The sequence below is a fragment of the Sphingopyxis lindanitolerans genome, from assembly GCF_002993885.1.
Lineage (GTDB): Bacteria > Pseudomonadota > Alphaproteobacteria > Sphingomonadales > Sphingomonadaceae > Sphingopyxis > Sphingopyxis lindanitolerans.
In genome coordinates this window covers 1,599,988-1,626,749 of record NZ_CM009578.1, presented here as the reverse complement: position 1 = coordinate 1,626,749, position 26,762 = coordinate 1,599,988, and the positions used below count along the sequence as shown (strand labels likewise).

Annotated in this window: 29 protein-coding genes; 24 read left to right on the top strand and 5 right to left on the bottom strand. The window is 61.0% G+C overall.

Going from position 1 to position 26,762, the window contains the following annotated elements:
* Positions 1 to 19: 19 nt before the first annotated feature.
* The 11 genes from CVO77_RS07865 to CVO77_RS07815 are packed head-to-tail and all read left to right on the top strand — an operon-like array spanning position 20 to position 9,720.
* Positions 20 to 943, top strand: coding sequence for a catechol 2,3-dioxygenase (locus tag CVO77_RS07865; protein WP_105998635.1), 924 nt, complete (start codon positions 20 to 22; stop codon positions 941 to 943).
* A gap of 9 nt (positions 944 to 952) precedes the next feature.
* Positions 953 to 1,378, top strand: a complete 426-nt coding sequence (locus tag CVO77_RS07860; protein ID WP_105998634.1) for a GlcG/HbpS family heme-binding protein — start codon at positions 953 to 955, stop codon at positions 1,376 to 1,378.
* Entirely contained in the window at positions 1,379 to 2,890 is a 1,512-nt protein-coding gene (locus CVO77_RS07855; protein ID WP_105998633.1) for a 2-hydroxymuconic semialdehyde dehydrogenase, read from the top strand.
* A gap of 2 nt (positions 2,891 to 2,892) precedes the next feature.
* Complete coding sequence (locus CVO77_RS07850; RefSeq protein ID WP_106000727.1) at positions 2,893 to 3,696, top strand: 2-keto-4-pentenoate hydratase; 804 nt, start codon at positions 2,893 to 2,895, stop codon at positions 3,694 to 3,696.
* 27 nt (positions 3,697 to 3,723) lie between these two features.
* Positions 3,724 to 4,659: an acetaldehyde dehydrogenase (acetylating) gene (locus CVO77_RS07845; protein ID WP_105998632.1), complete on the top strand. Its 936-nt coding sequence runs from the start codon at positions 3,724 to 3,726 to the stop codon at positions 4,657 to 4,659.
* Entirely contained in the window at positions 4,656 to 5,699 is a 1,044-nt protein-coding gene (gene dmpG / locus CVO77_RS07840; RefSeq protein ID WP_037557643.1) for a 4-hydroxy-2-oxovalerate aldolase, read from the top strand. The genes CVO77_RS07845 and dmpG overlap by 4 nt, the downstream gene beginning before the upstream one ends.
* The gene (locus CVO77_RS07835) at positions 5,696 to 6,466 is read left to right on the top strand and encodes a 2-keto-4-pentenoate hydratase (protein ID WP_037557645.1); all 771 of its coding nucleotides are present in this window, start codon (positions 5,696 to 5,698) and stop codon (positions 6,464 to 6,466) included. The genes dmpG and CVO77_RS07835 overlap by 4 nt, the downstream gene beginning before the upstream one ends.
* Entirely contained in the window at positions 6,466 to 6,672 is a 207-nt protein-coding gene (locus tag CVO77_RS07830; RefSeq protein WP_037557646.1) for a 2-hydroxymuconate tautomerase, read from the top strand. Before CVO77_RS07835 ends, CVO77_RS07830 begins: the two co-directional genes overlap by 1 nt.
* 5 nt (positions 6,673 to 6,677) lie before the next feature.
* The gene (locus tag CVO77_RS07825; RefSeq protein WP_037557647.1) at positions 6,678 to 6,956 is read left to right on the top strand and encodes a 2Fe-2S iron-sulfur cluster binding domain-containing protein; all 279 of its coding nucleotides are present in this window, start codon (positions 6,678 to 6,680) and stop codon (positions 6,954 to 6,956) included.
* 14 nt (positions 6,957 to 6,970) lie between these two features.
* A complete protein-coding gene (locus CVO77_RS07820) occupies positions 6,971 to 8,476 on the top strand; it encodes an aldehyde dehydrogenase family protein (RefSeq protein WP_105998631.1) in 1,506 nt (501 codons plus the stop codon).
* A gap of 11 nt (positions 8,477 to 8,487) precedes the next feature.
* Complete coding sequence (locus CVO77_RS07815) at positions 8,488 to 9,720, top strand: NAD(P)/FAD-dependent oxidoreductase (RefSeq protein WP_242446141.1); 1,233 nt, start codon at positions 8,488 to 8,490, stop codon at positions 9,718 to 9,720.
* A gap of 11 nt (positions 9,721 to 9,731) precedes the next feature.
* On the opposite strand, the gene CVO77_RS07810 is transcribed toward CVO77_RS07815, so the two are convergent.
* Positions 9,732 to 10,517: a 1,6-dihydroxycyclohexa-2,4-diene-1-carboxylate dehydrogenase gene (locus tag CVO77_RS07810; RefSeq protein WP_105998630.1), complete on the bottom strand. Its 786-nt coding sequence runs from the start codon at positions 10,515 to 10,517 to the stop codon at positions 9,732 to 9,734.
* A gap of 173 nt (positions 10,518 to 10,690) precedes the next feature.
* On the opposite strand from CVO77_RS07810, the gene CVO77_RS07805 reads away from it, so the two are divergent.
* From CVO77_RS07805 to CVO77_RS07795, 3 genes are read left to right on the top strand one after another with little or no spacing between them, the layout of a single operon-like run.
* A complete protein-coding gene (locus tag CVO77_RS07805) occupies positions 10,691 to 11,707 on the top strand; it encodes a dihydrodipicolinate synthase family protein (RefSeq protein WP_106000725.1) in 1,017 nt (338 codons plus the stop codon).
* Positions 11,704 to 12,879 (top strand): aromatic ring-hydroxylating oxygenase subunit alpha, encoded by a 1,176-nt coding sequence (locus tag CVO77_RS07800; RefSeq protein ID WP_105998629.1) that lies wholly within the window; start codon positions 11,704 to 11,706, stop codon positions 12,877 to 12,879. Before CVO77_RS07805 ends, CVO77_RS07800 begins: the two co-directional genes overlap by 4 nt.
* Positions 12,876 to 13,373, top strand: a complete 498-nt coding sequence (locus tag CVO77_RS07795; RefSeq protein ID WP_105998628.1) for an aromatic-ring-hydroxylating dioxygenase subunit beta — start codon at positions 12,876 to 12,878, stop codon at positions 13,371 to 13,373. The genes CVO77_RS07800 and CVO77_RS07795 overlap by 4 nt, the downstream gene beginning before the upstream one ends.
* Positions 13,374 to 13,443: 70 nt before the next feature.
* Here CVO77_RS07795 and CVO77_RS07790 read toward each other — a convergent pair whose 3' ends face one another.
* The gene (locus CVO77_RS07790; protein ID WP_106000724.1) at positions 13,444 to 14,310 is read right to left on the bottom strand and encodes an alpha/beta fold hydrolase; all 867 of its coding nucleotides are present in this window, start codon (positions 14,308 to 14,310) and stop codon (positions 13,444 to 13,446) included.
* 168 nt (positions 14,311 to 14,478) lie between these two features.
* On the opposite strand from CVO77_RS07790, the gene hpaH reads away from it, so the two are divergent.
* The 10 genes from hpaH (at position 14,479) to CVO77_RS07740 (ending at position 23,975) form a co-directional block, all read left to right on the top strand.
* The gene (gene hpaH / locus CVO77_RS07785; protein ID WP_105998627.1) at positions 14,479 to 15,279 is read left to right on the top strand and encodes a 2-oxo-hept-4-ene-1,7-dioate hydratase; all 801 of its coding nucleotides are present in this window, start codon (positions 14,479 to 14,481) and stop codon (positions 15,277 to 15,279) included.
* A gap of 1 nt (position 15,280) precedes the next feature.
* Entirely contained in the window at positions 15,281 to 16,051 is a 771-nt protein-coding gene (locus tag CVO77_RS07780) for an HpcH/HpaI aldolase family protein (RefSeq protein WP_105998626.1), read from the top strand.
* Positions 16,052 to 16,184: 133 nt separating this feature from the next.
* Complete coding sequence (locus CVO77_RS07775) at positions 16,185 to 16,808, top strand: UbiX family flavin prenyltransferase (protein ID WP_242446140.1); 624 nt, start codon at positions 16,185 to 16,187, stop codon at positions 16,806 to 16,808.
* Positions 16,808 to 17,380 (top strand): hypothetical protein, encoded by a 573-nt coding sequence (locus CVO77_RS07770; protein ID WP_052182497.1) that lies wholly within the window; start codon positions 16,808 to 16,810, stop codon positions 17,378 to 17,380. Before CVO77_RS07775 ends, CVO77_RS07770 begins: the two co-directional genes overlap by 1 nt.
* Entirely contained in the window at positions 17,377 to 18,963 is a 1,587-nt protein-coding gene (locus tag CVO77_RS07765; RefSeq protein WP_105998624.1) for an FAD-binding oxidoreductase, read from the top strand. Before CVO77_RS07770 ends, CVO77_RS07765 begins: the two co-directional genes overlap by 4 nt.
* Complete coding sequence (locus CVO77_RS07760; protein WP_242446139.1) at positions 18,963 to 20,423, top strand: aldehyde dehydrogenase family protein; 1,461 nt, start codon at positions 18,963 to 18,965, stop codon at positions 20,421 to 20,423. Before CVO77_RS07765 ends, CVO77_RS07760 begins: the two co-directional genes overlap by 1 nt.
* The gene (locus CVO77_RS07755) at positions 20,423 to 21,901 is read left to right on the top strand and encodes a non-oxidative hydroxyarylic acid decarboxylases subunit C (RefSeq protein WP_105998623.1); all 1,479 of its coding nucleotides are present in this window, start codon (positions 20,423 to 20,425) and stop codon (positions 21,899 to 21,901) included. The genes CVO77_RS07760 and CVO77_RS07755 overlap by 1 nt, the downstream gene beginning before the upstream one ends.
* The gene (locus CVO77_RS07750) at positions 21,898 to 22,137 is read left to right on the top strand and encodes a non-oxidative hydroxyarylic acid decarboxylases subunit D (protein ID WP_037557656.1); all 240 of its coding nucleotides are present in this window, start codon (positions 21,898 to 21,900) and stop codon (positions 22,135 to 22,137) included. Before CVO77_RS07755 ends, CVO77_RS07750 begins: the two co-directional genes overlap by 4 nt.
* Positions 22,138 to 22,149: 12 nt before the next feature.
* On the top strand, positions 22,150 to 23,610 hold the full coding sequence (locus CVO77_RS07745; RefSeq protein WP_106000722.1) for an FAD-binding oxidoreductase: 1,461 nt from the start codon (positions 22,150 to 22,152) through the stop codon (positions 23,608 to 23,610).
* Positions 23,611 to 23,633: 23 nt separating this feature from the next.
* Positions 23,634 to 23,975: a c-type cytochrome gene (locus CVO77_RS07740; protein ID WP_037557657.1), complete on the top strand. Its 342-nt coding sequence runs from the start codon at positions 23,634 to 23,636 to the stop codon at positions 23,973 to 23,975.
* Here CVO77_RS07740 and CVO77_RS07735 read toward each other — a convergent pair.
* The 3 genes from CVO77_RS07735 to CVO77_RS07725 all read right to left on the bottom strand — a co-directional run bounded on the left by CVO77_RS07735 (position 23,941) and on the right by CVO77_RS07725 (position 26,721).
* Positions 23,941 to 24,474, bottom strand: a complete 534-nt coding sequence (locus CVO77_RS07735; protein ID WP_105998622.1) for a TIGR02444 family protein — start codon at positions 24,472 to 24,474, stop codon at positions 23,941 to 23,943. The genes CVO77_RS07740 and CVO77_RS07735 overlap by 35 nt on opposite strands.
* A gap of 72 nt (positions 24,475 to 24,546) precedes the next feature.
* On the bottom strand, positions 24,547 to 25,389 hold the full coding sequence (locus CVO77_RS07730) for an IclR family transcriptional regulator (protein WP_105998621.1): 843 nt from the start codon (positions 25,387 to 25,389) through the stop codon (positions 24,547 to 24,549).
* Positions 25,390 to 25,635: 246 nt separating this feature from the next.
* Positions 25,636 to 26,721, bottom strand: a complete 1,086-nt coding sequence (locus CVO77_RS07725; protein WP_242446138.1) for a DMT family transporter — start codon at positions 26,719 to 26,721, stop codon at positions 25,636 to 25,638.
* Positions 26,722 to 26,762: the final 41 nt, after the last annotated feature.

The window sequence follows — 26,762 nt, the reverse complement described above, 5'->3', positions numbered from 1 at the left end:
ATTTCCCGGGAGAGCGGTGATGGCAATTACAGGCGTGATGCGACCAGGCTTTGTCCAGATGCGCGTCCTCGATCTCGAGGAGGCCATCCCCCATTATCGCGACCGGATCGGGCTGGAACTCGTCGGTCGTTCGGGTGACCGGGCATTTTTCCGCGGGTTCGACGAATTCGATCGACACAGCGTCATCCTGCGCGAGGCGGATATGCCCGGTCTTGATCGGATCGGCTTCAAGGTTTGCCGCGACAGCGACCTCGAAATATTCGCAGACCGTTTGCAAGCCACCGGCGTCGACGTCGAATGGATCGCCGCGGGCGAGGAAGAGGGCGTCGGACGCAAGCTGCGCTTCGCGGTTCCTACCGGGCATATCTTCGACCTTTACGCCGACATGGAATTATCGGCAGACGGTCCTCCCACAAAGAACCCGGACGTCTGGCACAGTGAGCCGCGCGGCATGCGCGCTATGCGATATGATCACTCGGCGCTCAACGGCATCGATGTCGCGGGATCGGCGCGAATCTTCGTCGAAGCGCTCGATTTTTCCGTTACCGAGGAACTCGTCGACGAAGCGAGCGGCACTCGGCTCGGCATCTTCCTGAGCTGTAGCAATAAGGCTCACGATATCGCGTTCCTTGCAGGCCCCGAGGATGCGAAAATCCACCATACATCGTTCCGCCTGGAATCCTGGAACGACGTCGGAAATGCTGCCGATATCATCAGTCGCTATGATATCTCACTCGATATCGGCCCGACGCGCCACGGTATCACGCGTGGTCAGACCATATATTTCTTCGACCCTTCGGGAAATCGGAACGAGACCTTTGCCGGCGGATATGATTATTACCCCGATAATCCTCGCCGGTCGTGGGGCGTCGAACAGGCGGGCAAGGCGATTTTCTATTATGAAAAGGCGCTCAACGACCGCTTCATGACCGTCAATACCTGACTTCCTGCGATGGTCGAAAACTACCACACGATTGCACACGGGTCCGCCTTGGAGGCGGTCGCCGCTGCCGTAGGGCATGGCACCGCCGGCGGAACGCCCGTGGTCGCTGCGGTCGTGGGCGCGTCGGGGGAACTGGTCGCGTTCCTGAAAGGCGGCGCGGCTCCCTTTCACTCCGAAAAGATAGCTCAGGACAAAGCCTTCACGGCCGCAAGTTTCAAAGTGCCGACGGCAGCGGTCTACGAACTGGTCTCGGGCTCCGAAGCCTTATGCAACGGCATCGCGCGTCAGCCGCGGGTCGTGATGTTCGGCGGCGGTGTCCCGATCATAGTCGATGGGGATTGCATCGGGGGAATTGGAGTCTCGGGCGGCTCCGAGGAGTTCGACATCGCCTGCGCCCGGGCAGCCGCCGCCTCGATTGGTGCGAAGGAGTTCTGAATGGTACAGGTTCAACAGCTTGCGGTCGAACCGGAAGAGAGAAACCGACCTGTCGCTGCGGATATCTTGAACTTTATCGACGGACGGTTCGTAAAGGGCGGCTCGGGGGCGACGTTCCCCAACATCGACCCCGCCACCGGTCGGGAGACGGGGCGCGTTCATGAGGCGACCCGTGAGGATGTGGATCGCGCTGTAGCGGCGGCCAAGCGTGCGCTCACAGGACCTTGGGGCAAAATGACAACAGCCGAGCGCATTCGGCTCATCGCTGCTGTTGCGGATGAGATCGAACGGCGCTCGGAAGACTTTCTCGATGCAGAAGTGGCCGATACGGGCAAGCCGAGAGCGGTCGCGGCGCACATCGATGTTCCGCGCGGCGCGTCGAACTTCCGGATGTTCGCCGACATCGTCACGACCCTCCCGACAGAATCGTTCGGTACCCCGACGCCTGACGGGAGCGGTGCGATCAATTACGCTGTGCGCAAACCGAAGGGTGTCATCGCGGTCGTCTGCCCGTGGAATTTCCCGCTCTTGCTGATGACCTGGAAAGTCGGCCCGGCGCTGGCCTGCGGGAACACCGTGATCGTCAAGCCGTCCGAAGAGACGCCGCGGACGGCAGCCCTTCTCGGCGAAGTGATGGACGCGGTCGGAATGCCCGCGGGCGTCTACAATGTCGTCCATGGCTTCGGCCCCGGCGCAGCAGGCGAGTTCCTCACCGCCCATCCGGACGTCGATGCCATCACCTTCACAGGCGAAACCGGCACCGGGCAAGCCATCATGAAGCAGGCTGCCGTCGGCGTTCGCGACATCAGCTTCGAACTCGGCGGCAAAAATCCAGCGATCGTCTTCGCCGATGCCGATCTTGAGAAAGCAGCCGAAGGCATTTCGCGCGCCGCCTTTCTGAATAGCGGGCAAGTGTGCCTGGGGACCGAGCGTGTCTACGTCGAGCAATCCGTCTTCGAACCTTTCGTAGCCAAGCTTGCCGCTGCCGCTCGCGCACTGAAACCCGGGGACAAGGGTGATCCGCATTACCTCGGGCCGATGATCAGCGAAGAACATCGGCAGAAAGTGCTCGGATATTATGAGCGGGCGATCGCCGAAGGGGCAATCGCCGTTACGGGCGGCGGGGTACCCAACGTCGATGCCGCGGCGGCGGGCGGGTTCTGGGTCGAACCCACAATCTGGACCGGCCTCGCTCATGATTCGACCGTCATGCGGGAGGAGATTTTCGGTCCTTGCTGCGGGATCATTCCCTTCGACACCGAAGACGACGCGATAAGTTGGGCGAACGACACGGATTATGGCCTGTGCGCTACCGTCTGGACAGAAAATCTCTCTCGAGCTCATCGCGTCGCGGCGGCAATGTCCGTCGGCGTGTGCTGGGTGAACTGCTGGTTCCTGCGCGACCTGCGCACGGCATTCGGCGGTTCGGGGCAATCGGGTATAGGCCGCGAGGGCGGAGCGCACAGCCTCGAATTCTACACCGAGCTCGAAAACATCTGCGTGAAGATATGATCATGTCCGAACAAAATACACTTGACCCTGACATCATTGAAGAAGCAGCGATCGCCCTCCGAACGGCGGCCGAAAGGCGCTCGCCGATCCCCCCGCTTCGCGAAAGCCTCAGCGGCGGTGGCGTCGCGGCGGCCTATGCGGTGCAGGAATTGAACACCCGCCACGCACTCTCCTCGGGGCGCCGTCTCGTCGGACGCAAGATCGGGCTTACCTCGCGGGCGGTCCAGAAGCAGCTCGGCGTGGACCAGCCCGACTATGGCATGCTCTTCGCTGATATGGATGTGCCCGAGGGCGAGCCGATCGGGCTCGGGCGGGTCATCCAGCCAAAGGTCGAAGCGGAAATCGCGATCGTGGTCGGGCGCGACCTCCTTCAGCCCGACCTTACGATCGCCGAACTGATCCGGGCGGTCGAATATGTCGTGCCCGCGATCGAGGTCGTGGACAGCCGCATCGCCAATTGGGACATCCGGATCTTGGACACCATCGCCGATAATGCTTCGAGCGGTCTGTTCGTGCTTGGCGCCGTTCCGCGCAAGCTCGACGGGCTCGACCTACGCGCGTGCGGGATGGTGATGGAATGCCGCGGCGAGCCTGTTTCTGTCGGCGCGGGCGTCGCCTGTCTTGGCAGCCCGATCAGTGCCTCCTTGTGGCTGGCGCGCGTCATGGCACGCGAAGGCCGTCCGCTTCTTGCCGGAGATGTTCTTCTGTCGGGCGCTCTCGGACCCATGGCAACCGTCGCGGCCGGCGACGTCGTCGAGGCCAGAATCAATGGAGTCGGGACCGTCAAAGCGGCGTTTGCAAGCTGAGGCGATCAACCGGAAAGGGATAAAGAGATGGCGAAGACGAAATGCGCGATCATCGGATCGGGCAACATCGGCACCGATCTCATGGTCAAGATATTGCTGGGCTCGAGCGAACTCGAACTTGCCGTTGTGGTAGGAATAGATCCCGCCTCCGAAGGCCTTGCGATGGCGCGCGCGCGCGGCGTAACCACGACCCACGAAGGTATCGATGGACTGCGCGCGCTTACGAATTACCCTGACATCGAGCTCGTTTTCGACGCGACCTCAGCCTATGCGCATGTCGAACATGCCAAGGCCCTCGCAGCGGATGGAAAGCTTGTCGTCGATCTGACGCCCGCCGCGCTCGGCCCTTTCGTGGTACCGCCGGTCAACGCAGCGGTCTCCTCGGGCGCTCGCAATATCAATATGGTCACGTGCGGCGGACAGGCGACGATCCCGATTGTCGCTGCGGTGTCGAGCGTCACGCCGGTCCATTATGCGGAAATCGTCGCGTCGGTTTCGTCCCGGTCGGCCGGACCCGGTACAAGGGCCAATATCGACGAGTTCACGCGCACCACGGCCAAGGGCATCGAGGTTGTTGGGGGAGCGGCCAAAGGCCGCGCGATCATCATTCTCAATCCGGCCGACCCGCCGATGATCATGCGCGACACGATCTTCACCCTGACCGACTTGGTTGACGAGAGCTTGGTCTGCGATGCCGTCAAGGCGATGGTCGCCGAGGTCCAGCGTTATGTGCCAGGGTATCGATTGAAGCAGGACATTCAGTTCGAACGGTTCGGATCGAACCGGCCGCTAAAGATCCCGGGCTATGGCGAATTCGAAGGAATGAAGACCAGCGTCTTCCTCGAGGTCGAAGGCGCCGGCGACTATTTGCCAAAATATGCCGGCAACCTCGATATCATGACCGCTGCGGCAAAGGCTGCCGCCGAAGTCCTCGTGCGTCAGACGGGGAGAATCGCAGCATGACCTTCGATCCATCCAGCCAGTCGCTATACATCCAGGATGTAACGCTCCGCGACGGGATGCATGCCATCCTTCACATGTATGGCACCGACAGCGTACGAGCCATTGCAAAGGCGCTCGACGCAGCCGGGGTCGATGCCATCGAAGTCTCGCATGGCGACGGCCTCAACGGGACATCCTTTAATTACGGGTTTGGGGCCCACACCGATTGGGAGTGGATCGAGGCAGCGGCTGATGTCATCGAACATGCGGTGCTGACGACGCTTCTGGTTCCGGGCATCGGAACGGTCGAGGAACTGAGGCGCGCGCACAGTCTCGGCGTCCGCTCGGTGCGCGTTGCTACCCATTGCACCGAAGCCGACGTTGCAAAGCAGCATATCGGGATTGCGCGGGACCTCGGCATGGACGTCTCTGGCTTCCTGATGATGAGCCATATGATCGATCCCGAAGCGCTCGCGCAGCAAGCCTTGCTCATGGAGGGATATGGCGCCCATTGCATCTATGTAACCGACAGCGGCGGAGCCCTCGACATGGACGGCGTCCGGACCCGCTTCGAAGCTTACGATCGGGTCCTCAAGCCCGAAACGCAGCGCGGGATGCATGCGCATCACAATCTCTCGCTCGGCGTCGCAAACTCGATCGTCGCGGCGCAGGCCGGCGCGGTGCGCATCGACGCCAGTCTCGCCGGCATGGGTGCCGGGGCGGGCAATGCCCCCCTCGAGGTTTTCATCGCCGCCGCCGATCGCAAGGGCTGGAAGCACGGGTGCGACGTGATGGGCTTGATGGACGCCGCGGAAGATATTGTGCGGCCACTGCAGGACCGCCCGGTGCGCGTCGATCGCGAGACTCTCAGCTTGGGCTATGCAGGCGTTTATTCCAGTTTCCTGCGCCATGCCGAAAAGGCGGCCGAACAATATGGTCTCGATACCCGCCAGATCCTGGTCGAGCTCGGCAGGCGGCGGATGGTCGGCGGCCAGGAAGATATGATCGTCGATGTCGCCCTCGACCTCGTTCGGGACCAGGAACTGGCGGTGTCGCAATGAGCGATTTGGCAAGTCTGGCCGAAATCCTGGACCGGGCCGCGCACGAACGCGTGGCTACGCCGCAGTTGACCCATGCCCGACCCGAGCTGACGGTTGAGGACGCTTATGAAATCCAGCGACTGTCCATCGATCGTCGCCTCCAGCGCGGCGAGCGGCGTGTCGGCGTCAAAATGGGTCTCACGAGCCGGGCCAAGATGCAACAAGTGGGCGTCGACCAGATGGCTTGGGGCCGACTCACCGACAAGATGCTGATCGAGGAAGGGGGCAGCCTTGCGCTCGCTAACTTCGTCCACCCACGCATCGAGCCGGAAATCGCCTTCCTGATGTCGGCGCCCCTCGCCGGTAGGGTTACGATGGCCCAGGCGCTCGCCGCGGTTGCCGCGGTGGCGCCTGCGATGGAGGTGATCGACAGCCGATACGAGAATTTCAAGTTCGCGCTCGCCGATGTCATCGCTGACAACAGTTCTTCCTCGGGCTTTGTCGTCGGAAGCTGGAACGACCCGCACCAGGATATCTCGAATCTCGGGGTCATTCTCGAAATCGACGGCGAAGTCGTCGAAGTGGGGTCCAGCGCCGCCATATTGGGGCATCCGCTACGATCGCTCGTTGCGGCCGCGCGCATGGTGTCGGAGGGCGGCGAGCGCATCGAGGCCGGGGATATCGTCCTGGCGGGCGGGATCACAGCTGCTCCGACCCTTGCCAAGGGTCAGTCGATCCGCACGACTGTCCAGAATCTCGGATCAGTTTCGATCAGGGTTGATGCCTGATGCCGATTATCGAGGTCACCTTGCTCGAGGGACGAACGCCGGAGGCGAAGGAAGCTCTCGTCGCGGCGCTGACCGACGCCGCCGTATCCGCCGTCGGGGCGCCGATCGAGTCGGTTCGCGTCATCCTGCGTGAGGTTCCCGCAGCACATTTCGCAGTTGGCGGCCAGTCGTTCGCCGCGCGGCGCGCGCGCGAGTCCGGGGGATAGTCGCTATGCGCCCGCATCTCGTGGAAATCGTGGGAGGCAGCGCCTTTCCATGCCCGGACGGGGAGCGCGTGCTCGTTGCCATGGAGCGCAGCGGAGCGAGCGACATCGGCGTCGGATGCCGGGGCGGCGGCTGCGGAATCTGCCGGGTACGGGTTATCGAAGGCGCGCATCGGCTCGGCAAGATGAGCAAGGCGCATGTATCGGACGCGGAGCTCCAGGCGGGTTATGCCCTTGCTTGCCGGCTCTATCCTCTCGGTCGTCTGACGATCGAAGTTGTGGAATAAGGTGGAGAAGCGACATGTCGACAAATCTGAAGGCGATTGAAAGCAACTATGGCATTCGCGACGAATATGGCCATCTGATTGGCGGAGAATGGGTCGGGGGCGCCAGCGGCAAGACAATCGCGCTGCTCAACCCTGCTACGGGTGAGACGCTCGCCCGAATTCAAGCTGGGAACGCCGCCGATGTTGGTCGGGCCGTGGCGGCGGCAAAAGCGGCCTTTCCCGCATGGTCCCAGAGCAGCGCGGCGGAGCGGCAGGACCTTCTTTACGAAATTGCGCGCCGCCTCAAGGCGCGCCTTGAAGAATATGCCGTCCTCGAAACGCTGAACAACGGTAAGCCCATCCGCGAGTCGCTGTATTTCGACCTGCCCAACGCGATCGGCCAGTTCGAACTCTTCGCGGGTGCCGCCTACGGCCTGCATGGCCAGACGCTGGACTTTCCCGATGCGATCGGCATCGTGCACCGCGAGCCGCTGGGCGTCTGCGCCCAGATCATACCGTGGAATGTTCCCCTGCTCATGATGGCGTGCAAAATCGCGCCGGCTCTGGCGGCGGGCAATACGGTGGTATTGAAGCCGGCCGAAACGGTATGCCTCTCGGTGCTCGAATTTTTCGTGGAGATGGCCGATATTCTGCCGCCGGGTGTGGTGAATGTCGTCACGGGTTATGGGGCCGACGTCGGAGAGGCGCTCGTAACCCATCCCGACGTGCGCAAAGTCGCTTTCACGGGATCGGTCGCGACCGCGCGCCGCGTGATCCAATATGCCTCGGCGAATATCGTTCCGCAGACGCTCGAACTCGGCGGAAAATCGGCGCACATCATTTGTGCCGATGCCGATATCGACGCGGCTGTCGAGAGCGCAACGATGTCGACCGTCCTTAACAAGGGCGAGGTGTGCCTCGCCGGGTCGCGCCTCTTCCTTCACGAGGCAATAGAGGAAGAGTTTCTCGAGAAATTTCGTGATGCGCTCGGCAACATCAGGCAGGGCGATCCGCTGGACCCTGCCACGCAGCTCGGAGCGCAGGCTTCGACTATGCAAATGGAGAAGATCGAATCCTACCTCGCGCTCGCGATCGAGGAAGGGGCGACGGTCTTTGCCGGCGGCGCGCGTTCGGCGGATGCCGGGCTCGCGAAAGGGCATTTCGTCCAGCCGACAATCTTCACCAAGGTCGCAAACGACATGCGAATTGCGCAAGAAGAGATCTTCGGTCCTGTTACCACAGTGCAAAGCTGGCGCGACGAGGACGAGATGATGGCGCGTGCCAATGACACGAGCTTCGGCCTCGCCGGCGGCGTGTGGACCCGCGACCTCGCGCGCGCGCATCGCATTGCAAGGAAGCTTGAAACCGGGACGGTATGGATCAACCGATATTATAACCTCAAACCAAACATGCCGCTCGGCGGATACAAGCAGAGCGGGTTTGGCCGGGAGTTTAGTCACGAGGTGCTCAACCACTATACCCAGACGAAGTCGGTGATCGTGAACCTCGACGAGGGCAAGCTTGGAATGTTCGATCAATAGGGTGACCAATAGTGATCAATAGCATTGCGGTCGTCGGCGCAAACATGGCCGGCGCAAGGGCGGCGGAATCACTGCGCAGCGCAGGTTATGACGGCCATATTCATCTCATCGGCGAGGAGCCGTGGCGCCCTTACGAACGGCCGCCGCTTTCGAAGGAGTTTCTGTGGGAAGGCGGAACGCCTTCTGAAAGCTTCTATCTTCATGACGAGCATTGGTACGCCGCGAACAAGGTCGAGCTTCGCCTGGGCGTGCGAGCAACGGCGATCGACCTGCGCGCCGGCGCGCTGAGACTCGCGTCCGGCGAAGCGGTTCAGGCGGACCGCATTCTCCTGGCAACGGGCGGCGCCGCTCGCCGCCTGCCTTTGCTAGGCGCCGAGGCTGCCAATGTGCACCATCTTCGCACCCTCGGCGACGCCGCCGGCCTTGCCGCCGATCTGCGGCCCGGCGCGCAGATCGTGATCATCGGAATGGGCGTCATCGGCGCCGAGGTTGCTGCCAGTGCGAGGCGCATGGGCTGCGATGTTACCGCTGTTGAGCCGTTCGCTTCGCCGATGATCCGGGCACTCGGGGACCATTTTGGAGCTTGGCTCGGCGAGCATCACCGGATGCAGGGCGTTCGTGCGCTCTACGGCCGATCGGTCAAAGGTCTTCGCCTGAGCGGCGCAAAAGTCTGCGCCGTCGAGCTCGATGATGGCGAAGAACTTGCCTGCGACGCAGTTGTCGTGGGCATCGGGATCGTCCCGGCCGTCGAACTGGCGGCGGATGCCGGCCTGATCGTCGGCAATGGGATCGTTGTCGACGCGCAATGCCGTACCAGCAATCCCGTCATCTTCGCCGCGGGCGACGTCGCCGAGCAACCCGACTTCTTCGGCGGCCGCGTGCGAATGGAAACATATCAGAATGCAGCCGAGCAGGGTGCTGCAGCCGCCGCCGCCATGCTCGGTCAACCCGTCGAATATTGCCGCCCGTGCTGGTTCTGGAGCGACCAATATGAGCTGAACATACAAGTGACCGGGCGCATCGACGCGCAGCAGCAGCTCATCATGCGCGGGAGGGTGGAGGATGATGCCTTTTGCGCATTCTTCCTCTCAGGAGATCTCGTCATGGGCGCGCTGACCGCGAACCGCTCTGCGGATATGGGAGTCGCCAAGCGCCTTGTCGAACGCCGCGCGCGCGTCGTGCAGGCGGAGTTGGCCGATATCGATGTCCCGCTGCGCGATATATTGAAGAAGTCTCCTTCCTAGGTCCCCGAACTTCAGCCGATCCCGCCTCCGGCAACATAGAGCGTCTGTCCGGTAATGTAGGAGGCCTCGGGGGCGCCGAGAAAACAGATGGCGGCAGCTATCTCGTCGACCTCGCCAAAGCGCGCCATCGGGGTATCGCGCAGCGTCTGCCTTACGACAGCCTCGAACCCTGCCTTGTCTGCCTCGGTGGGCTCGGCCGGATTTCTGGGGGTAACTCTCGTGATGTTCACGCCGCCTGGCGCCACGCAATTGACCCGAATGGGCCTGTCTTCGAGATCCTGGGCGAGCGCCACGGTCAGCGCAGCAACGCCGCCCTTCGCCGCGGCATAGGGCAAGCGGTTGATCCCGCGCGTCGCGACCGAACCCACGTTGACGATCGCACCCTGTCCCGCCGCCAGGAAATACGGCAGCACGGCATGACAGCACCAGATCGTAGGCCAGAGCGAACGGTTGATCTCAGCCTCTATCTCCTCCGCGGAATAGTCCCAGAAGGGCTTGGCCCAGATCGTGCCGCCGACATTATGGACCGCGACATCGACCCGCCCATGCCGCTCGATCACATTCCGGTATAGCGAGCAGGCGCCGTCTCTTTTCTCAAGGTCGTGAATTTCGCCATGGGCGTCGAGCCGGTCGGAACGAAGGCCCGCAACGGCCGCCATCGTGGCGTCCTCGGCGCGGTCTGCGATGGTCACTGTCGCGCCTTCCCGGGCCATTTGGGCCGCAACCGCCAATCCGATGCCCTGAGCGCCGCCCGTGACAACGGCGATCTTGTCGGCATATCGCCCGGAGGAAATCATCGTGAGCTCTCCACTATTGCACAAAGAAAATTGTTAAATAGCAACTAGTTAGGATTATTACGCGTAGGTTGATTCGGGAATTACATGTCACAGCTTGCAAACACAAGGAGTAATGCATTACACTATGAACAACGAAGGGGCCGTGATTCTGCAGGTCCAAAAGGAGAGGGATGATGCGCAGCCGGCTGCTCCGACCCGATGATATCAAAGGCGCCTGGGCCATCGTGCCGACGCCCGCTACCGAAAACGCCTCGGACTGGCGCGCTCAGAATACGGTCGACCTGGATGAAGCCGCGCGGGTGGTGAACGGGCTGATCGATGCTGGAATTGACGGCATTCTCAGCATGGGAACTCTGGGAGAGGCGGCAACGCTCACCCACGGTGAAAAGCTCGATTATATGCGAGCGATTGTCGATGCGGCCGGCGGCCGCGTTCCCGTGTTCGTGGGCACGACCTGCCTTAACACGCGCGATACGATCGCCCTGACCCGGGAAGCGCTTGCGCTTGGCGCCGACGGGACCATGCTTGGCATTCCAATGTGGTGCGCGCCCGCGCTCGACGTTTCCGTGCAATTCTATCGCGACGTCGCCGAGGCGGTCCCCGAAATGAATATCGCCATTTACGCCAACCCCGAAGCGTTTAAGTTCGATTTTCCGCGGGCATTCTGGGCGCAGGTCGCGGAAATTCCCCAGGTCGTAACCGCGAAATATATCGGAATCGGTACACTGCTGGCCGATCTTGCGGCCGTGAAGGGCAATATCAAGCTACTCCCCATCGATTTCGATTATTATGCGGCGGCGCGGATGGTCGACGAGATCGATGCCTTCTGGTCCAGTGGCGCCGTTTGCCATCCGCTCGTGACGACGAGTTTGCGCGATATTGTCGCGAAGGCGAGGGCAAGCGGCGACTGGGCGGCCGCGCGGGCGCTGCAGGCGCGTCTGGGCCCCACCGCCGCGCCCCTGTTCCCGAATGGGAGCTTCAAGGAATTTTCAACTTATAACATCGGCCTCGAGAAGGCCCGAATGGACGCTGCAGGGTGGATGAAAGCGGGACCAGTTCGGCCGCCGTATCATCTCGTACCCGAGCCGTTTCTGGCCGGGGCGCGCAAATCCGGCACGATGTGGGCCGACCTGGGACGCGAGCTGGAACGCGAGCAATCCACGCCATTATCATTGGAGGCAATCCCATGACGAAGCTAGATTTAGACTGGCCTCACAATTTCAATGAGATTCCGAAGGAAGTTTTCGTACGCAAGGACGTTTACGACACCGAACTGCAGCGCATTTTTCATGGCGAGGAGTGGCATCCGGTTTGCCATGAGAGCGAGATCCCGGAACGGGGGGATTTCAAGACGTTTCGTCTCGCCGGTATTCCCCTGCTGATCGCGCGCGGCGATGATGGTGTCGTTCGCGCCTTCTTCAACGCCTGCTCGCACCGCGGGAACCAGCTCGAAACCGCTCCAATGGGGAACAAGCAGGAATTCGAATGCCCATATCATCGCTGGCTGTTCAGCACGCGGGGGGACCTGGTAGGGTGTCCGAACCAGCGCGAGTTCGTGCCTGGCTTCAACCGCTCCGACTATCCCTTGGCCCAACCCCGGATGGAGAGCGTCTACGGCGTCGTGTTCGTTACCATGTCCGCTCGAACCGAACCCCTTCTCGAATGCCTCGGATCGATCGTGGAAACGCTCCGCGAGCTCGTGGGGGGGGACGGCCGCCTCAAGCTGCTCGGCTACCAGAAGGTCCGGTACAACACGAACTGGAAGTCCTATACCGACAATGACGGCTATCATGCACCGCTCCTGCACCAGGCCTTCAATCTCCTGAACTGGCAGGGCGGTAAGGGGCGCCAGTTCACCAGTACGAAACGGGGCCATATAGGCTTTGAATCCGAGCTGTCGGTTGCCCGCGGCGATACGATGCTCGAAGATCCGTCGATCATCGAGTTCAAGGGGCAGGACCCCTCCGTCGGATCCCGGATCGTCAGCCTCTTTCCGACCTTCGTTGCAACGAAGCATCTGGACGTTATCAACCTGCGGTTCGCGACGCCCATCGATCATGAGCGGGTCGAAGTGCATTACGCTTATTTTGCGCATGCCGATGACGATGAGGAGATGGTGCGGCACCGCTTGCGCCAAAGTTCGAACCTCTTGGGTCCGAGCGGCCTGATCAGCATGGAAGACGCGTCGATTTTTCACCGGATTCATATCGGGAATCACACGCCGGGCGCGGCCATCTTTCAAAAAGGTGTCCGTGACAAAGAGAAGATCGAGGACGAGTTCCTTCAGAACGACGAGAGCGGAAATCTTCCGAGATGGGAATATTATCGGGAAATAATGGGTTTCGAAAGGCGCGCAGCATGACCTTGGCGCCCGAAAACTTTAATCGCGCGCTCGACGACTTGCTCGTCGCGGACGCGGACGCACTCGACAGCAAGGATATGCAGCGCTGGCTATCCAACTATGTGGAAGAGGACGACGCATCCTATATCTGTCTGTCGCGTGAAAATGAGGAACAGGGGCTCGCGCTGGGCTTCATGTACGACGACTGCCACGCGCGCCTGCTCGACCGAGTGACCTATATCACGAAGATATGGGCCGGGACATTTCAGGACTATCGAACTCGGCGTTTCGTTCAGCGCGTCGCGGCGGACCGAATTGATGATAACACCTGGAAAGCGCGGTCCAACTTCAGCGTGTTCATGACGCCCGAAGACAGCGGCGTGTCCGAAGTCCTCGCGACAGGGCAATATGAGGATCTCGTTCGGGAAGGCGAGGATGGAGATCTGAAGCTCCTTTCCCGCCGTACCCTCCTCGATACGACGGTACTACCCCGCTATCTGGTCTATCCGATCTAGCCACACCGGGGAGGGATGGTGAGAGCCAGCGCCCTGGTGGATATGTACGTTATCGGGGTGACAACGGCCCTCAGGCCGTCGTCCAGTCGCGTGCGCCAAAATGGCGTTCGAGCATCGGGCGCATGATGTCCCATCGCTCGAGCTGGCTCCAGTGTCCCGACCTGTCGAGAACATAAAGTTCGGCATGCTGGAGATGTTCAAGCAGATAGAGGCTCGTATCGAGAGGTACGATCCGGTCCTGCCTGCCGTGAAAAATCAGCACGTCGTGCGGAAGCTTGCCCAAGATCGACGGCGGCATTGCAAGCGTTTCGATCCCGACCTTCATCGAATCGATCATCTTCGACGCGATGGACATGACAGCGGGATCGGTCGCAATTTGATAGCGCGACGATACGATCTCTTCCATTCCTTCGAACTTGTCCGCGTCATAGGCGAAGCTGTGCATCAGCTGGCGATATCGCGCTGGGCGCGGATCGGAATAAAAGGAGAGCAGCCGAACCAACTCGGGCGTCCGCGGCGCCGGGGCACCGATCGACCCCATGAGGATGACCTTATCGAATCGTTCGGGCGTTTCGCTCAGAAGCTGCAGTGTCAGCGCGCCGCCCATCGAATTTCCGACGATATGGGCGCTGTCGATCTCAAGCGCGTCGATCAGTCCGAGGCATTGTTCGACGCGGACACCGATCCACGCCATGACATTGTCCGGGAACGGATCCGGTATGGTGGACTGGCCAAATCCGATCAGATCGGGTGCGATCACGAAGAAATTTTCGGCGAGATCGGGCATTAGGTGGCGCCAGTTTGATGCGGCGTGCGCACCCGGCCCGGCGCCATGCAGAAGTAATATGGCAGGATTCTTGGGATCGCCGGCGATCATCGTGTGCGACGTAAGCCCGCGTCCTTCGATTTTCTCTTCCCGGATGACATCCGAACCCATGAAATCTCTCCCTTCCGTCTTATCGATGGCATTCCATCCGACCTGGACATTGCACAATGGCTATCGTGTTGTCCATTGTAAACTCTAGCGACCTGCCGACTGGACTCTCATATCTCATTGTGCAATGCATTTGCCAGATAAGCAATTGTGGGACGGGGAGTAGCTGAGATGGACGACGAGACTGTTGCATCGCTCGCGCGTGAACTGGATGTCGCCGAGGCGAGCCAAACACCCGTCCGGCAGTTGTCGCTTCGCTTCCCTCAGATGACGATAGAAGATGGATATCGCATCGCCCGCACGTGGGTTGAGCTCAAGAAGGCGGCGGGACGTCGGTCCATTGGCCGCAAGATTGGTCTGACATCGCGTGCGATGCAGGCGTCTGCTGGTATCACCGAGCCCGACTATGGCACGTTGCTCGATGACATGGCGTTCGAGGAGGGGAGCGAAATTCCCATCGATCGCTTCATCAATCCGAAGGTCGAAGTCGAATTGGCCTTCATCCTCTCCCGGCCGCTGGGTGGTCCCGATGTGACGACACGGGCTGTTCTCGCTGCCACTGAATATGTAGTGCCCTCCGTGGAGATCATCGACAGCCGGGTTCAGCCGATCGACGCGGAGACCGGAAGCGCTCGTAAAATCCAGGATACGATTGCCGACAACGCGGCAAATGCCGGGATCGTCCTCGGCGGTCGGCCCATCCGGCCGGACGCCATCGACCTGCGATGGGCCGGCGCCATATTGTCTCGCAATGCCGTCATCGAGGAAACAGGAATTGCGGCTGGCGTGCTAAACCATCCAGCGCGAGGGGTCGCGTGGTTGGCAAATCGCTTGTCGCAGTGGGGAGAAGAGTTACAGGCGGGCGAAATCCTGCTGGGCGGTTCTTTTACCCGCCCGGTCCCTGTGTCGCGCGGCGACGTGATATCTGCGGATTATGGCAGGCTTGGCTCGATCGCGATGCGGTTTGTCTGACATGTCGTCAGCAAATCCTCCCAACCATTTCAAAGTCGCGCTCGCCGAAGGGCGGACGCAGATGGGATTCTGGCTGGCGCTGGCGAATGCCGATATCGCCGAAATCTGCGCCGGACTGGGGTTCGATTGGCTCCTCGTCGATGCCGAGCATGGACCGCAAACCCTGCCCGGGATAATCGAGCAATTGCGGGCAATAGCGTCCTGCCCGCGCTGCGCCGCCGTCGTGCGCGTGCCTTCATCAGATCCCGTCGCGATCCGTCAGATCCTCGACTTGGGAGCGACGACCCTCATGGTTCCGATGGTCGAAACGGCTGAGCAGGCCGTCCGGTTGGTCGAAGCATGCCGCTACCCCCCATCGGGCAGCCGAGGCATCGGCGGTGCAAGGGCATCGCGTTGGGGCGGCATTGCGAGCCATGTCGCCGATGCCAACGCGCGGCTTTGTCTGATCGCGCAAATCGAGACGATGCAGGGTGTCGAGAATATCGAAGCAATCGCCGGCGTCGACGGGATCGACGCGCTGTTCATCGGTCCGGCCGATCTGGCAGCGTCGGCCGGGCTCTTGGGAAGCGCCAACCGGGAGCGGGTGCGCGAGCTCACGCTGGGCGCGTTGTCTCGCATCCTTGCCGCGGGAAAGCCAGCGGGAATTCTGTCGCGCGATCTCGCGCTTCTCGATGCACATCTCGCCGGCGGCGCAAGCTTCGTCGCTGTCGGAATAGATGCGTTCGTCCTCGCCGATGCGGCACGCGGGCTGCTCGATCAATTCCGCCAGTGACCGCGATCCGCGCGCCGGTTTTGGCCTTGCACAATAAGCAACGGATTGTATGCTGTGTCCAAATAGGAAATCGGGAGCGGGCTATGCTAGTGCCGAATCGACCGGATGAAGGCGGCCTCCGTCGGCTGGCGCGATGACGTTGCGGAAGATCGTGATCGCGGTCACTGGCGCCACGGGGGCAATCTACGGCCTGCGTCTGCTGGAGATGCTACGTGAAGATCCGAGCTGCGAAACGCACCTCGTGGTCTCCCAGGCAGCCGTGCTCAACATCCGCGAGGAACTGCCGCTAACGCTGAAAAAATTTGAAGCGTCGGCTGACGTGGTTCATAACATACGGAATGTCGGCGCCAGTATCGCGAGCGGATCGTTTCTCTGTGACGGCATGATCGTCGCGCCGTGCTCCATGCGCACCCTTGCGGCGATCGCCAATGGGCTCTCCGACAATCTGATCACCCGAGCTGCCGACGTCATGCTCAAGGAACGTCGTCCATTAACGCTCATGGTGCGAGAGACGCCCCTGAACCTTGCCCATCTTCGAAACATGGCAGCCTGTACCGAAATGGGGGCGATAATTTTCCCACCCGTCCCGGCGTTCTACGCTCGGCCATCGTCGATCGACGAAATCGTCGACCATAGCTGCATCCGGGTCCTCGACCAGTTCGGCATCCATCGGGCCGCCGATCGCCGATGGACCGGACTGAAGGGCGCAGAAGTGATGCCTCTGGCGCAGGCGGATAAATCGGAAAGGACAATTTGATGGCGGCAGTGCTGATGCGCCGGGAGCTATTGGGCGCCGGGGTTTTTTGCGCGGGTCTGGTTGGAGCCTCCCGCTTCCGGTCAGGAAGTGCGGCGGACGAAGAGGCCGTTCTCGTCGTCAGCCAGCCAAGGGTTGAGGAAAGCGAGCGTTTTGCCGCGTCCCTCATATCGTCTTCGAAAAAGTCTCTCGCGCTGGATGTCGGAAGCGGGCTGGATGAGTTGCTTGGCGACTGGCCCCGCGGCGCGCAGGTGATTGCAGGCCTGACCTCCGACCCCGCTGCAATGATTGCGGCCCAGTTGCTCATCGAGAGTGGAGCGGAGCCTTTGCTTCGATGGGAACATTCCTATGAGGCGGGCCGCTGGACACACCGCATCGGCGCCGCCCCCGGCTTGGGCGCGCTCCCGCAATATACTTGGCCCGCCGTCGTTGCGCAGAAAGTTCGCGATGAGCTGGACGGCCACAAATCATCACCGCGCCGGGCCGCGTGCATTTCGGGGGAATGTGCACTCGCCTCGAATAGCCCCGGCCTACTTGTGACCTGGGCCTTTCGGCTTGCCGGAGAAACGCGGTGAGGCCGCCGCTGCCCGAGGGAATTGCGGCGGCCGACTTTTCACGGGCCCTCGATGAACTCGCAGGCGTCGTCGGCAAAACCTGGGTTTTCGTCGACGAGCTTCCGCTGTCGACTTACCGCGACGCGTATTCGCCGCTTGCCGATGGCACTCTGCTTCCTTCTGCCGCCGTCGCTCCGGAAAGCGTCGAACAGGTGCAGCGGATCCTTGCCATCGCCAACAGCTTCCGACTGCCGATCTGGACCATCGGGACTGGACGGAACTTCGCATATGGCGGGCCGGCACCCCGAAGATCCGGATATCTTGTCCTCGATCTGAAACGGATGAACCGGATCATCGAAGTCAACGAAAAATATGGATATGCGCTGGTCGAGCCGGGCGTTTCCTACATGCAGCTTTATCGCCACCTGCAGCGGATCGGCAGCAAATTGTGGATCGATCCGGCAGCGCCCGCCTGGGGCGGCGTCATGGGGAACGCGCTCGAGCATGGCGCCGGCTACACGCCCTATGGCGATCACTTCATCATGCAATGCGGGATGGAAGTTGTGCTTGCCGATGGCCAGGTCGTTCGCACGGGCCAGGGAGGCATCTCTAACAGCAAGCATTGGCAGATCAGCAAACATGGGCTCGGACCGCAGTTCGATGGCATGTTCACCCAGTCGAATTTCGGCGTCGTCACCAAACTCGGCATCTGGCTGATGCCGGAGCCCCCCGGTTACAAGCCGTTCATGATCACCTTTCCACGCGAAGAGGATCTCGAGCAGATTTTCGAGATCACGCGCCCGCTCAAGGTGAATCAGGTGATCCCCAACGCAGCGGTCGCGGTCGACCTATTGTGGGAGGCCTCGGCGAAGACCACGCGGCGACATTATTATGACGGCAAGGGGCCGCTCCCGCCGTCGATCCGGGCGAAGATCGCCGCGGACCTCAATCTCGGGATGTGGAATTATTACGGCGCTCTCTACGGACCACCGCCCATGATCGAGAATAATTGGAAATTGATCGAGGAGGCATTCAGCAACATTCCGGGCGCCAAGTTCCACTTCACGCGCGAGAATGATCCTGCGTGGGATTATCGCGTAAAGCTCATGCGCGGCGAACCCAATATGACCGAGTTCAGCATCATGAACTGGATCGGCGGAGGGGGACACGTCAACTTTTCCCCGATTTCCGCCCCCGACGGGGCGGAGGCGTTGGCCCAATATAATCTGATCAAGAAACGCTGCCACGAGTTCGGCTTCGACTACATCGGGGAGTTTCTGGTGGGCTGGCGGGACATGCATCACATTTTGATGATCATGTACAATCGGGCCGATGAAACGATGCGCAAGAGCGCCCACGATCTCTTCAGTCTCCTGGTGGACGAGGCCGCGGCGGCAGGGTTCGGCGAATATCGTACCCATCTCGCCTTCATGGACCAGATTGCTGGAACCTATCGTCACAACGACGGGGCGCTTTGGGATCTCCATCACCGCCTGAAGGACGCTCTCGATCCCAACGGCATCCTTTCGCCCGGAAAGCAGGGCATATGGCCGAAGTCGGCACGTCCTGATGCCACACGACCCACGCTCCCAGGAGATTCATGATGCGTAAGAACGAAGTGAGGGGGCTTGACCACTGGATCGGCGGGTCACCGGTTGCCCCTGGCGACGGCGCTTATTTCGAAAGCCTGAACCCGATTGACGACAGTCTCTATTCCCGGGCGGCTGCCGGGACTCCGGCCGACGTCGATCGAGCCGTTGAGGCGGCCGACACGGCCTTTCGCCGGAACCGCGACCTTTCCGCAGGCGCGCGCGAGGCATGGATGATAAAGGCTTCGGCTCTCATGGAGCGTGACGCATCGCAATTTGCCGACACGCTCGTTGATGAAATCGGCTCGCCGATCGCCAAGGCCGGTTTCGAGACCCGGTTCGCCACGAGCTTCTTGCGCGCCGCCGCAGGCGTTCCCCGTCGCATTCGCGGCGAAACTATTCCATCCGATGCGCCCGGCCGCGTCAGCATGAGTTTTCGCGAACCGGTGGGAGTCGTTGCCGGCATTACGCCGTTCAACGTCCCGCTGATCAAGGGAATCAAGCAGTCGGCCATGGCGCTCGCGACGGGCAATGCCTTCGTCCTGCTTCCGTCGGAAGCGGCACCGCGCGTGGCCGATCAACTCGCGCGCCTCTGGGAGGACGCAGGCGTGCCCGAAGGCCTGTTCAACATTGTATATGGGGACGGCGCCAAAATCGGCGATGCGCTTACTGGCCATCCCAAGGTTCGCGCGATCACCTTCACGGGCTCGTCCCGGGTCGGGCGGCATATCGCTCGCATCGCAGCTGAAGGCTTCAAGAAATATACCCTCGAACTCGGCGGGAAGAGTCCTCTCGTCGTCTGCGCCGACGCCGACATCGACAAGGCCGTGGCGGCCGCGATCTTCAGCATCTTCATGTATCAGGGCCAGGTGTGCATGGGGGCGTCGCGTATCTATGTCGAACGTCCGATCTTCGACCGGTTCTCCAAGGCTTTCGCTGCTGCAGCTGCGAAACTCTCATCCGGCGATCTGCGCGATCCCGCAACGATGCTGGGTCCTATCATTTCCGAGCGGCAGCGCGCGCGCGTGCGGCGTCATATCGATGACGCCCGCGGCAAGGGAGCCGAAATACTCGCCGGGGGCGAATGGACGGGCCATGTGTGCCATGCGACCATCCTCTCCGGTGTCCAGCCCGGGATGGAGGTCGCGGCCCAGGAGACCTTCGGGCCGGTCACGTCGCTCTATCCGTTCGATGACCTCAATGAAGCCCTCCGGCTTGCCAACGACACCGAATATGGCCTGAGCGCCGCGATCTTCACGCGCGACATCGACAAGGCGCTTCGGTTCGCTCGCGAAGTCGAGTCCGGGATGGTCCATGTCAATGCGCCCACGTTGCACGACGAGCCTCACGTGCCGTTCGGCGGTTCCAAGGCTTCCGGATTTGGCCGCGAGGGCACCGAGGCCGATCTCGAAATCATGACCGAGTGGAAATGGGTGAGCATCCAGACCGACGCGGTCGCTGGGGGAGCACACTGATGTCTCAAGACAAGTCGGCCGTCCGCGCCAACCTCGCCGATCGCGCAAGAGGCGTCGGATCGCTGCGCGATTTTCTGGAGCTCCTCGAAGAATATGGGCAGGCCATTACCTGGACGGACCGGATCATGCCCGAGCCCGACCTGCGCAACATTGCCGTGGCCGCCTCGCGCGATGTCAATCATGCTCCTGCGATCCTGTTCGACAATATAGCGGGCTACCCCGGGAAACGCACGGTTGTCGGGGTGCACGGCTCTTGGGATAATATCGCGCTGCTCCTGGGTCAGCCGAAAGGCACCACAATCCGGGATATGTTCTTCGACATAGCCGGGCGCTGGGGCGATGCCTCTGCCCAGATCAGCCGCGTTCCCGAGGGGCAGGCGCCTGTCCATGAGTGCCGGCACGAGGAGAATATCAATCTCTACGACCTGCTGCCCGTGTATCGCATCAACGAGTTTGACGGGGGTTTCTATTTGGCCAAGGCGTCGGTGGCTTCGCGCGATCCGTTGGATCCGGAAAATTTCGGCAAGCAGAATGTCGGCATCTACAGGCTTCAGATCCAGGGTCCCGATCGCTTCAGCCTGATGACGATCCCGTCGCATGACATGGGACGCCAGATCCTCGCAGCGGAACGCGAAGGCCTGCCGCTCAAGATCGCCGTCATGCTCGGCAACCATCCCGGCGTCGCGTTGTTCGCAGCAACACCAATCGGCTACGACGAGTCCGAATATGCTTATGCCTCGGCGATGATGGGAGCGCCGATCCGGCTGACGAATTCCGGCAACGGTATCGACATCCTCGCGGATAGCGAGATCGTCATCGAAGCCGAGCTCCAGCTTGGTGAGCGCGTCTTCGAAGGGCCGTTCGGTGAATTCCCAGGATCCTACAGCGGCGTGCGACGCGCCCCTGTCTTCAAGGTGACCGCCGTCTCGCACCGAAAGAACCCCATATTCGAGAATATCTACATCGGTCGTGGCTGGACGGAGCACGACACGCTGATCGGTCTTCATACGTCGGCGCCCATCTATGCACAGTTGCGCCAGACCTTTCCCGAAGTCACCGCGGTGAATGCGCTGTACCAGCACGGACTGACAGCGATCATCGCGGTCAAGAACCGGATGGCGGGCTTCGCAAAATCCGTGGCGCTCCGCGCGCTTGGTACGCCCCATGGCCTCATGTATCTGAAAAATCTGATCATGGTCGATGGCGATATCGATCCCTTCGATCTCAACCAGGTCATGTGGGCCCTGTCGACCCGGACGCGCGCGGAGGACATCATCGTCCTGCCGAACATGGCGATGGTCCCGATCGACCCCGCTGCCGTGACGCCGGGGAAGGGGCACCATCTGATTATCGACGCAACAAGCTATCTCCCGCCCGATCCGGTTGGCGAGGCACATCTGGTCACCCCGCCCACCGGCCAGACTATCGATGACCTCGGCAAACGGATCCAGGCGATGCAACGAGGCGAGACGCTATGACTGCACCCCATTGCCCGCGATGTGGCTCCGACGCTTCGATCCCTGATTTCCGCGGCGTCGATGGCGAGAAAACGATTTGGACAATCCATCGCTGCACGGCCTGCTGTTTCTCTTGGCGCGACAGCGAGCCGGCGAGTGCGATCGACCCGCGTGTGCGCGCCGAGGAGTTCGCGATCGATGTTTCGGAGCCGGATCTTTTTCCGATCGTCCTGCAACCTTCGACCATGCGGAAATAGGGGGTGATCAAGATGGACGCAAATCGCCAAGCCGCCGCGCTCGACGCGCTAGAGGCACTGGTGGGTGCCGATGGGGTAACGCGCGATCCGGCGGCGCTCGCACCCTTCCATTCCGGAGTCGCCCTGCCCCTGGGTATCATCGCGCCGCGCGACACCGAGCAACTTGCCAAGGTCCTCGCGGTGGCGAGCGACGCCGGAGCGGCGCTTCAACCTGTGTGCCGCGCGGTCGCAGGTCAGGAGGTGGCGGCACGCGACAAGATCATATTGCTCGATCTTGGCCGCATGAATGAGATTCTCGAGATCAATGAGAACTTGGCTTACTGCCTCGTCGAGCCAGGCGTCACCTTTCGGCAACTCTCCGAACAGATAGGCGAGCGGGGGCTCAAGCTCTGGGTCGATTGCCCGGGTGAGCCCGACGAATCGGTGGCGAGCGCCTTTCTGAAGCGGCGCGTGGGCTATACCCCATATGCCGATCATTATCTTATGCAATGCGGGCTGGAGTTGATGCTGGCCGACGGCCGCAGTGTCCGGACAGGGATGGGTGCTATGCCCAAGAGTACCTGCTGGCAGCTCTTCAAATTTGGTTACGGGCCCTGGATCGACGGGCTCTTCACACAATCCGATCTTGGCGTCGTGACCAAGCTCGGCCTCTGGCTCATGCCCCAGCCCCCGGCAGCGCAATCCTTTGCTGTCACGGTGCCGGACGAAGACGATCTTGGCAAACTTCTCGATGTACTGGGCCCGCTCAAGACCAATATGGTCGTCCCCAATGGCGTGGCGGTGGCAAATGCGCTGCACGAAGCAGCGCGTTCGGGCAAGGTACGCCGCGACTTCGGCGGCGCCGGCCCAATGTCCGCCGGCGAGGTTCGAAAAGCCGGGGAGTCGATCGGGCTTGGCTACTGGACTCTTTACGGCTCGCTTTACGGGCTCCCCGACAATGTTCGCATCGCTTGGTCGATGGTCCAGGACGCGTTCGCATCGATCAAAGGCTCGCGGGTGCTGGCCGCTCCCGCAGCCGGGATGGAAGGACTGTGGGCGTGGCGAAAAGGCATGATGCTTGGTTCGGTCGGTAATGCACTTGGCCGCCCTTCGGCCTGGGCCGGAGGATCCTCTCTCGACATCGGCCCCATCAGCCCGGTTGATGGCAAGGAAGGGCTTCGCCTTTATGACTTGTCGCGCGATATTTCCGGCCGGCACGGTTTCGATTTTGTCGGAGAAACGAATGCCGTCTGGCGCTCTGCCCAGCATCGGCAGTATTTGTGCTTCGATGGCAGTCCCGCGGGCAGTAAACGGGCGAGAGACTGCGCTATCGAGCTGATCGATGCGCAGGCAGGTGCCGGATTTGGACAGACGCACGTCGAGCCGGCGCTCGCCGCCTCTGCTAGGGCGACCTATGAAAGCGGCGCGATAACTCAACTGCACGCGCGCGTGAAACGCGCGCTCGATCCCGCGAACCTCTTTCTGTCGGCCTGACCTCAAACAAGGGAATCGAAAGCATGAAGATGGGATTGCTGGCGGTCGCTCTGCTGATGCTAACCGCTTGTTCGAAATCGTCAGATGCGGACAAACCGGACGGTGCAGAATTATATGCCCTGAACTGCGCGGGTTGTCACGACCCGGGCCCGGGTCATCCCGCCACTATGCTGCTTGAAGAGATGGAGCGACCCGTTGCGCCCCTCATTGGCCGCAAGGACCTCGACAAGGACTATGTCCACTCGGTCGTCCGAAACGGGCTGATCGAAATGCCGCCATTCCGCCCAACCGAGCTGACAGACGCCGATGTGGATCTTGTATTCACCTACATCAAGACGGCAAAGGGTCCTTCGAACGCTCCTTGACGACGAGGCGCGCAAGGCTTTGCAAGGCATCGGCAGCGTCAGTCTCGTTAACGATCCGCGTATAGGCCGTCAGACTGAGGTTTGCGGCGTTCAATAGGTCAGCGCAGCTCTCAGCTCCTAGCGCACTCGCCGCGCTGATTAGCAGGTGCTGCGCCAGCCGTTCCCCTTCGAGTTCGGCCATCTTTATGAGGCGCCGGACACGCTGCGCCTTGGCAGCCGAGGCCCCGCTGGTGCTGGCGGGAGCTTTCAGCCACCGGCGGGCCTGACGCAGTGGCCCGATGACTTCTGAATTTGTCGCCTCAATTTCTGCGAGGAGAAAACGCAATTCCGTCTCGCTAAGCACGATCGACCGCAGCTGCGCTAACCAGCAGCACAGAAGCAGGAGGTTGACATCGAAGCCATGGTCGTCCTGCAAGCTGAGGCAAATATCCGCTACACCGGGCTGCGCATAAGCTGATACCGAGAAACGCCAGAAGGTGTCGGGATCGAGTGGCTTCACGTCCTGCCCCCGAAATCCCCTCGCATGCCAGCGCCCGGGAGGCTCCCGTTTATGGCGATCGCACCAAGCGGGTCAGGAATCCCCACGCATCTCCTCCGGCTGCCAGCCCATTGCGTTGCTGGCTTTGAGAGCGGCGGCCTGGACTTTGTCGATATTGCTCTGGCAAAAGAATTTTTCGTCGGTCATCCGGCCAAGTACGCCAATCACCGCGATCAGCTTTTCCTGCATGTCGAAAACCGGGACTGAAATGGCAGCGAGCCCCGGTACCACTTGGCCGTCCACCTTGGCGTAGCCTTGCCTCCGGATCTCCGTCAGCATAGCTTGCAGCTCGATTTCATCGATGGACGTCCGCGCAGCGCGCTCACGTTCAAGCAGCCGCTTATAGGCAGGGAGTGGCTGGAAAGCCATGAAAACGAGCCCTGCAGACGAATGCTGAATGGGAAGGACCGATCCGACGTGCAAAGACGTCGCAATTGGAACGCCGCCATCGAGCCAACGGATGATCGTCGGCCCATAGTCACCCCATATCGAGAGCAGACCAGTGGTCCCGAGATCATCCGCAAGCTGCCGCAGATAGGCGGTGGTGATGCGAATAACGTCGAGCCTCGACAAGGCCGAGAGTCCGACCTTGAGGGCGGTTGGACCGAGAGAATAGCGACCGTCCGCAGGCTCCTGCTGGACCAGCCCAGTATTAATGTAGGCCTGGAGATATCGGTGCGCCTGGCTGCGCGACATCTCGGCTCCCGCGGCGATATCGCGAAGGGGTGCGCAGCCGCCGGGACAAGATATCAGCGCTTCGAGCACGCGGACCCCAGTCTCTACCGACTGGATACTCTTGCGAGGCTTTTGCGCAACATCGCGCGGCGATTTGGAAGAGGCCGACATATCGGAGTGATCGTCTTCAAGCTCTGTCACTCTCACGCTTTTTGCCTGACGTTCCAAACTTCTTCCATTCTCTTATTTTGTCCCTTTTGCAGGGATACGAGGGTTCTAGGAAGCGACAACAGATACAATTCATATCTCAAGATGCAAAGTCGTTTCTTGTGCAACTGCCCGCGCGGCATTCCTATGCAATGGCAGATTGCGCCCTGTTGCCAGCCATTCGCGCGTATCCGCTCTCCTGTCGTGTGCCAGTGTCCGCCGGCAAATCGAACGTGAAAATTAGCGCGGCGAGGATGCAGCCTCGACGGCCACAGTTTCGACGCGGCCTGCTGCTGGCGGCTCGTCCTCGCGGCGTGTCGCCATGAACACCCCTGCACCGACAAGTGCCGCGCCCGCAATGTGAAAGGGAGCGAGATGTTCTCCAAGCAGGAGAATTGCAAGCGCAACCCCAAAGACTGGGGGCAGATTCATATAGATACTCGCGCGAGCGACACCGATCAAATCCACTGAACGGTTGAAAAAGAAATATGCAAGGAGCGAAGGGAAAATTCCGACATAAAGGATGGCGAGCGGAACCTCAATCCTCGCCGCCATATAATGGCCGTGCGCAATCTCCAGAAGATACGGGATGGCAATGCTTGCGGCCCCGACCGCGAACAGCGTTACGAGAAAGCTGAGCTGATGTATGGCGGGTTTCTTCCGCAAAAGGGTCGAGTAGAGCGAGTAGAGAAAAACGCCGAAAAGGGCGGCGGCATCTCCGCGGTTGAACGTCATGGCCAGAATATTGGCTAGGCTTCCTTGCGCGACGATGACGAGCAAACCGGCCAGTGATACGAGCGTGCCTGCCAACTGACCGATCGTAATTCGGTCTCGAAAGATCACTGTCGAAAGCAGGAGTATCATCGAAGGCATGGCGCCCTGCATCATCAGGTTATTCGTCGCCGTTGTATATTGAAGGCCCCAATAAACCACGAGGGCGAACGCTCCGATTCCAAGCGTTCCGAGAAACGACAGCATTTTCCAATTCTGCAGAATTGCGCGACGATCCGCGACAAGATGCGGCCAAGCGAAAAGTAAGCCTACCCCCATTGCTACGACCCATCGCCAAAAGGCCATGCCGAGGGGGGTAACGAGGTGGTGAACTGCGCGCGCAACAATGGGGTTGAGGGCCCAAAAAAGCGAGGCTGCACAAAGCAATAAGCCGGCAGAACCCCAGGCTCGCTGAAATATTGGAAATCGATGCGTCAATGGATGCCCCTTTTGGTCAATTTGCCGATCTGGTGCGCCGCCCTGCGCTTCTTCTGGCTCGCAAAATTTGGCTTGAACCATGATCCGATCTGCGTCATCGCGTTGCACATAGTGCATCACATTTTTCTAAATGCAATAAGGAAGCGCATAAGGTGGCG

What these genes read in the sequence shown, in the direction of transcription:
- CVO77_RS07790 (WP_106000724.1), bottom strand. Translation starts at nt 14,310, where the DNA reads ATGGGTTCGGATGTCATCCGGGAAGAGAAAATCGAAGGACGCGGGCTT.
- CVO77_RS07780 (WP_105998626.1), top strand. Translation starts at nt 15,281, where the DNA reads ATGTCGTCAGCAAATCCTCCCAACCATTTCAAAGTCGCGCTCGCCGAA.
- CVO77_RS07800 (WP_105998629.1), top strand. Translation starts at nt 11,704, where the DNA reads ATGACGAAGCTAGATTTAGACTGGCCTCACAATTTCAATGAGATTCCG.
- CVO77_RS07830 (WP_037557646.1), top strand. Translation starts at nt 6,466, where the DNA reads ATGCCGATTATCGAGGTCACCTTGCTCGAGGGACGAACGCCGGAGGCG.
- CVO77_RS07750 (WP_037557656.1), top strand. Translation starts at nt 21,898, where the DNA reads ATGACTGCACCCCATTGCCCGCGATGTGGCTCCGACGCTTCGATCCCT.
- CVO77_RS07745 (WP_106000722.1), top strand. Translation starts at nt 22,150, where the DNA reads ATGGACGCAAATCGCCAAGCCGCCGCGCTCGACGCGCTAGAGGCACTG.
- CVO77_RS07855 (WP_105998633.1), top strand. Translation starts at nt 1,379, where the DNA reads ATGGTACAGGTTCAACAGCTTGCGGTCGAACCGGAAGAGAGAAACCGA.
- hpaH (WP_105998627.1), top strand. Translation starts at nt 14,479, where the DNA reads ATGGACGACGAGACTGTTGCATCGCTCGCGCGTGAACTGGATGTCGCC.
- CVO77_RS07835 (WP_037557645.1), top strand. Translation starts at nt 5,696, where the DNA reads ATGAGCGATTTGGCAAGTCTGGCCGAAATCCTGGACCGGGCCGCGCAC.
- CVO77_RS07805 (WP_106000725.1), top strand. Translation starts at nt 10,691, where the DNA reads ATGCGCAGCCGGCTGCTCCGACCCGATGATATCAAAGGCGCCTGGGCC.
- CVO77_RS07850 (WP_106000727.1), top strand. Translation starts at nt 2,893, where the DNA reads ATGTCCGAACAAAATACACTTGACCCTGACATCATTGAAGAAGCAGCG.
- CVO77_RS07740 (WP_037557657.1), top strand. Translation starts at nt 23,634, where the DNA reads ATGAAGATGGGATTGCTGGCGGTCGCTCTGCTGATGCTAACCGCTTGT.
- CVO77_RS07795 (WP_105998628.1), top strand. Translation starts at nt 12,876, where the DNA reads ATGACCTTGGCGCCCGAAAACTTTAATCGCGCGCTCGACGACTTGCTC.
- CVO77_RS07770 (WP_052182497.1), top strand. Translation starts at nt 16,808, where the DNA reads ATGGCGGCAGTGCTGATGCGCCGGGAGCTATTGGGCGCCGGGGTTTTT.
- CVO77_RS07825 (WP_037557647.1), top strand. Translation starts at nt 6,678, where the DNA reads ATGCGCCCGCATCTCGTGGAAATCGTGGGAGGCAGCGCCTTTCCATGC.
- dmpG (WP_037557643.1), top strand. Translation starts at nt 4,656, where the DNA reads ATGACCTTCGATCCATCCAGCCAGTCGCTATACATCCAGGATGTAACG.
- CVO77_RS07860 (WP_105998634.1), top strand. Translation starts at nt 953, where the DNA reads ATGGTCGAAAACTACCACACGATTGCACACGGGTCCGCCTTGGAGGCG.
- CVO77_RS07725 (WP_242446138.1), bottom strand. Translation starts at nt 26,721, where the DNA reads ATGCACTATGTGCAACGCGATGACGCAGATCGGATCATGGTTCAAGCC.
- CVO77_RS07775 (WP_242446140.1), top strand. Translation starts at nt 16,185, where the DNA reads ATGACGTTGCGGAAGATCGTGATCGCGGTCACTGGCGCCACGGGGGCA.
- CVO77_RS07865 (WP_105998635.1), top strand. Translation starts at nt 20, where the DNA reads ATGGCAATTACAGGCGTGATGCGACCAGGCTTTGTCCAGATGCGCGTC.
- CVO77_RS07755 (WP_105998623.1), top strand. Translation starts at nt 20,423, where the DNA reads ATGTCTCAAGACAAGTCGGCCGTCCGCGCCAACCTCGCCGATCGCGCA.
- CVO77_RS07845 (WP_105998632.1), top strand. Translation starts at nt 3,724, where the DNA reads ATGGCGAAGACGAAATGCGCGATCATCGGATCGGGCAACATCGGCACC.
- CVO77_RS07760 (WP_242446139.1), top strand. Translation starts at nt 18,963, where the DNA reads ATGCGTAAGAACGAAGTGAGGGGGCTTGACCACTGGATCGGCGGGTCA.
- CVO77_RS07810 (WP_105998630.1), bottom strand. Translation starts at nt 10,517, where the DNA reads ATGATTTCCTCCGGGCGATATGCCGACAAGATCGCCGTTGTCACGGGC.
- CVO77_RS07820 (WP_105998631.1), top strand. Translation starts at nt 6,971, where the DNA reads ATGTCGACAAATCTGAAGGCGATTGAAAGCAACTATGGCATTCGCGAC.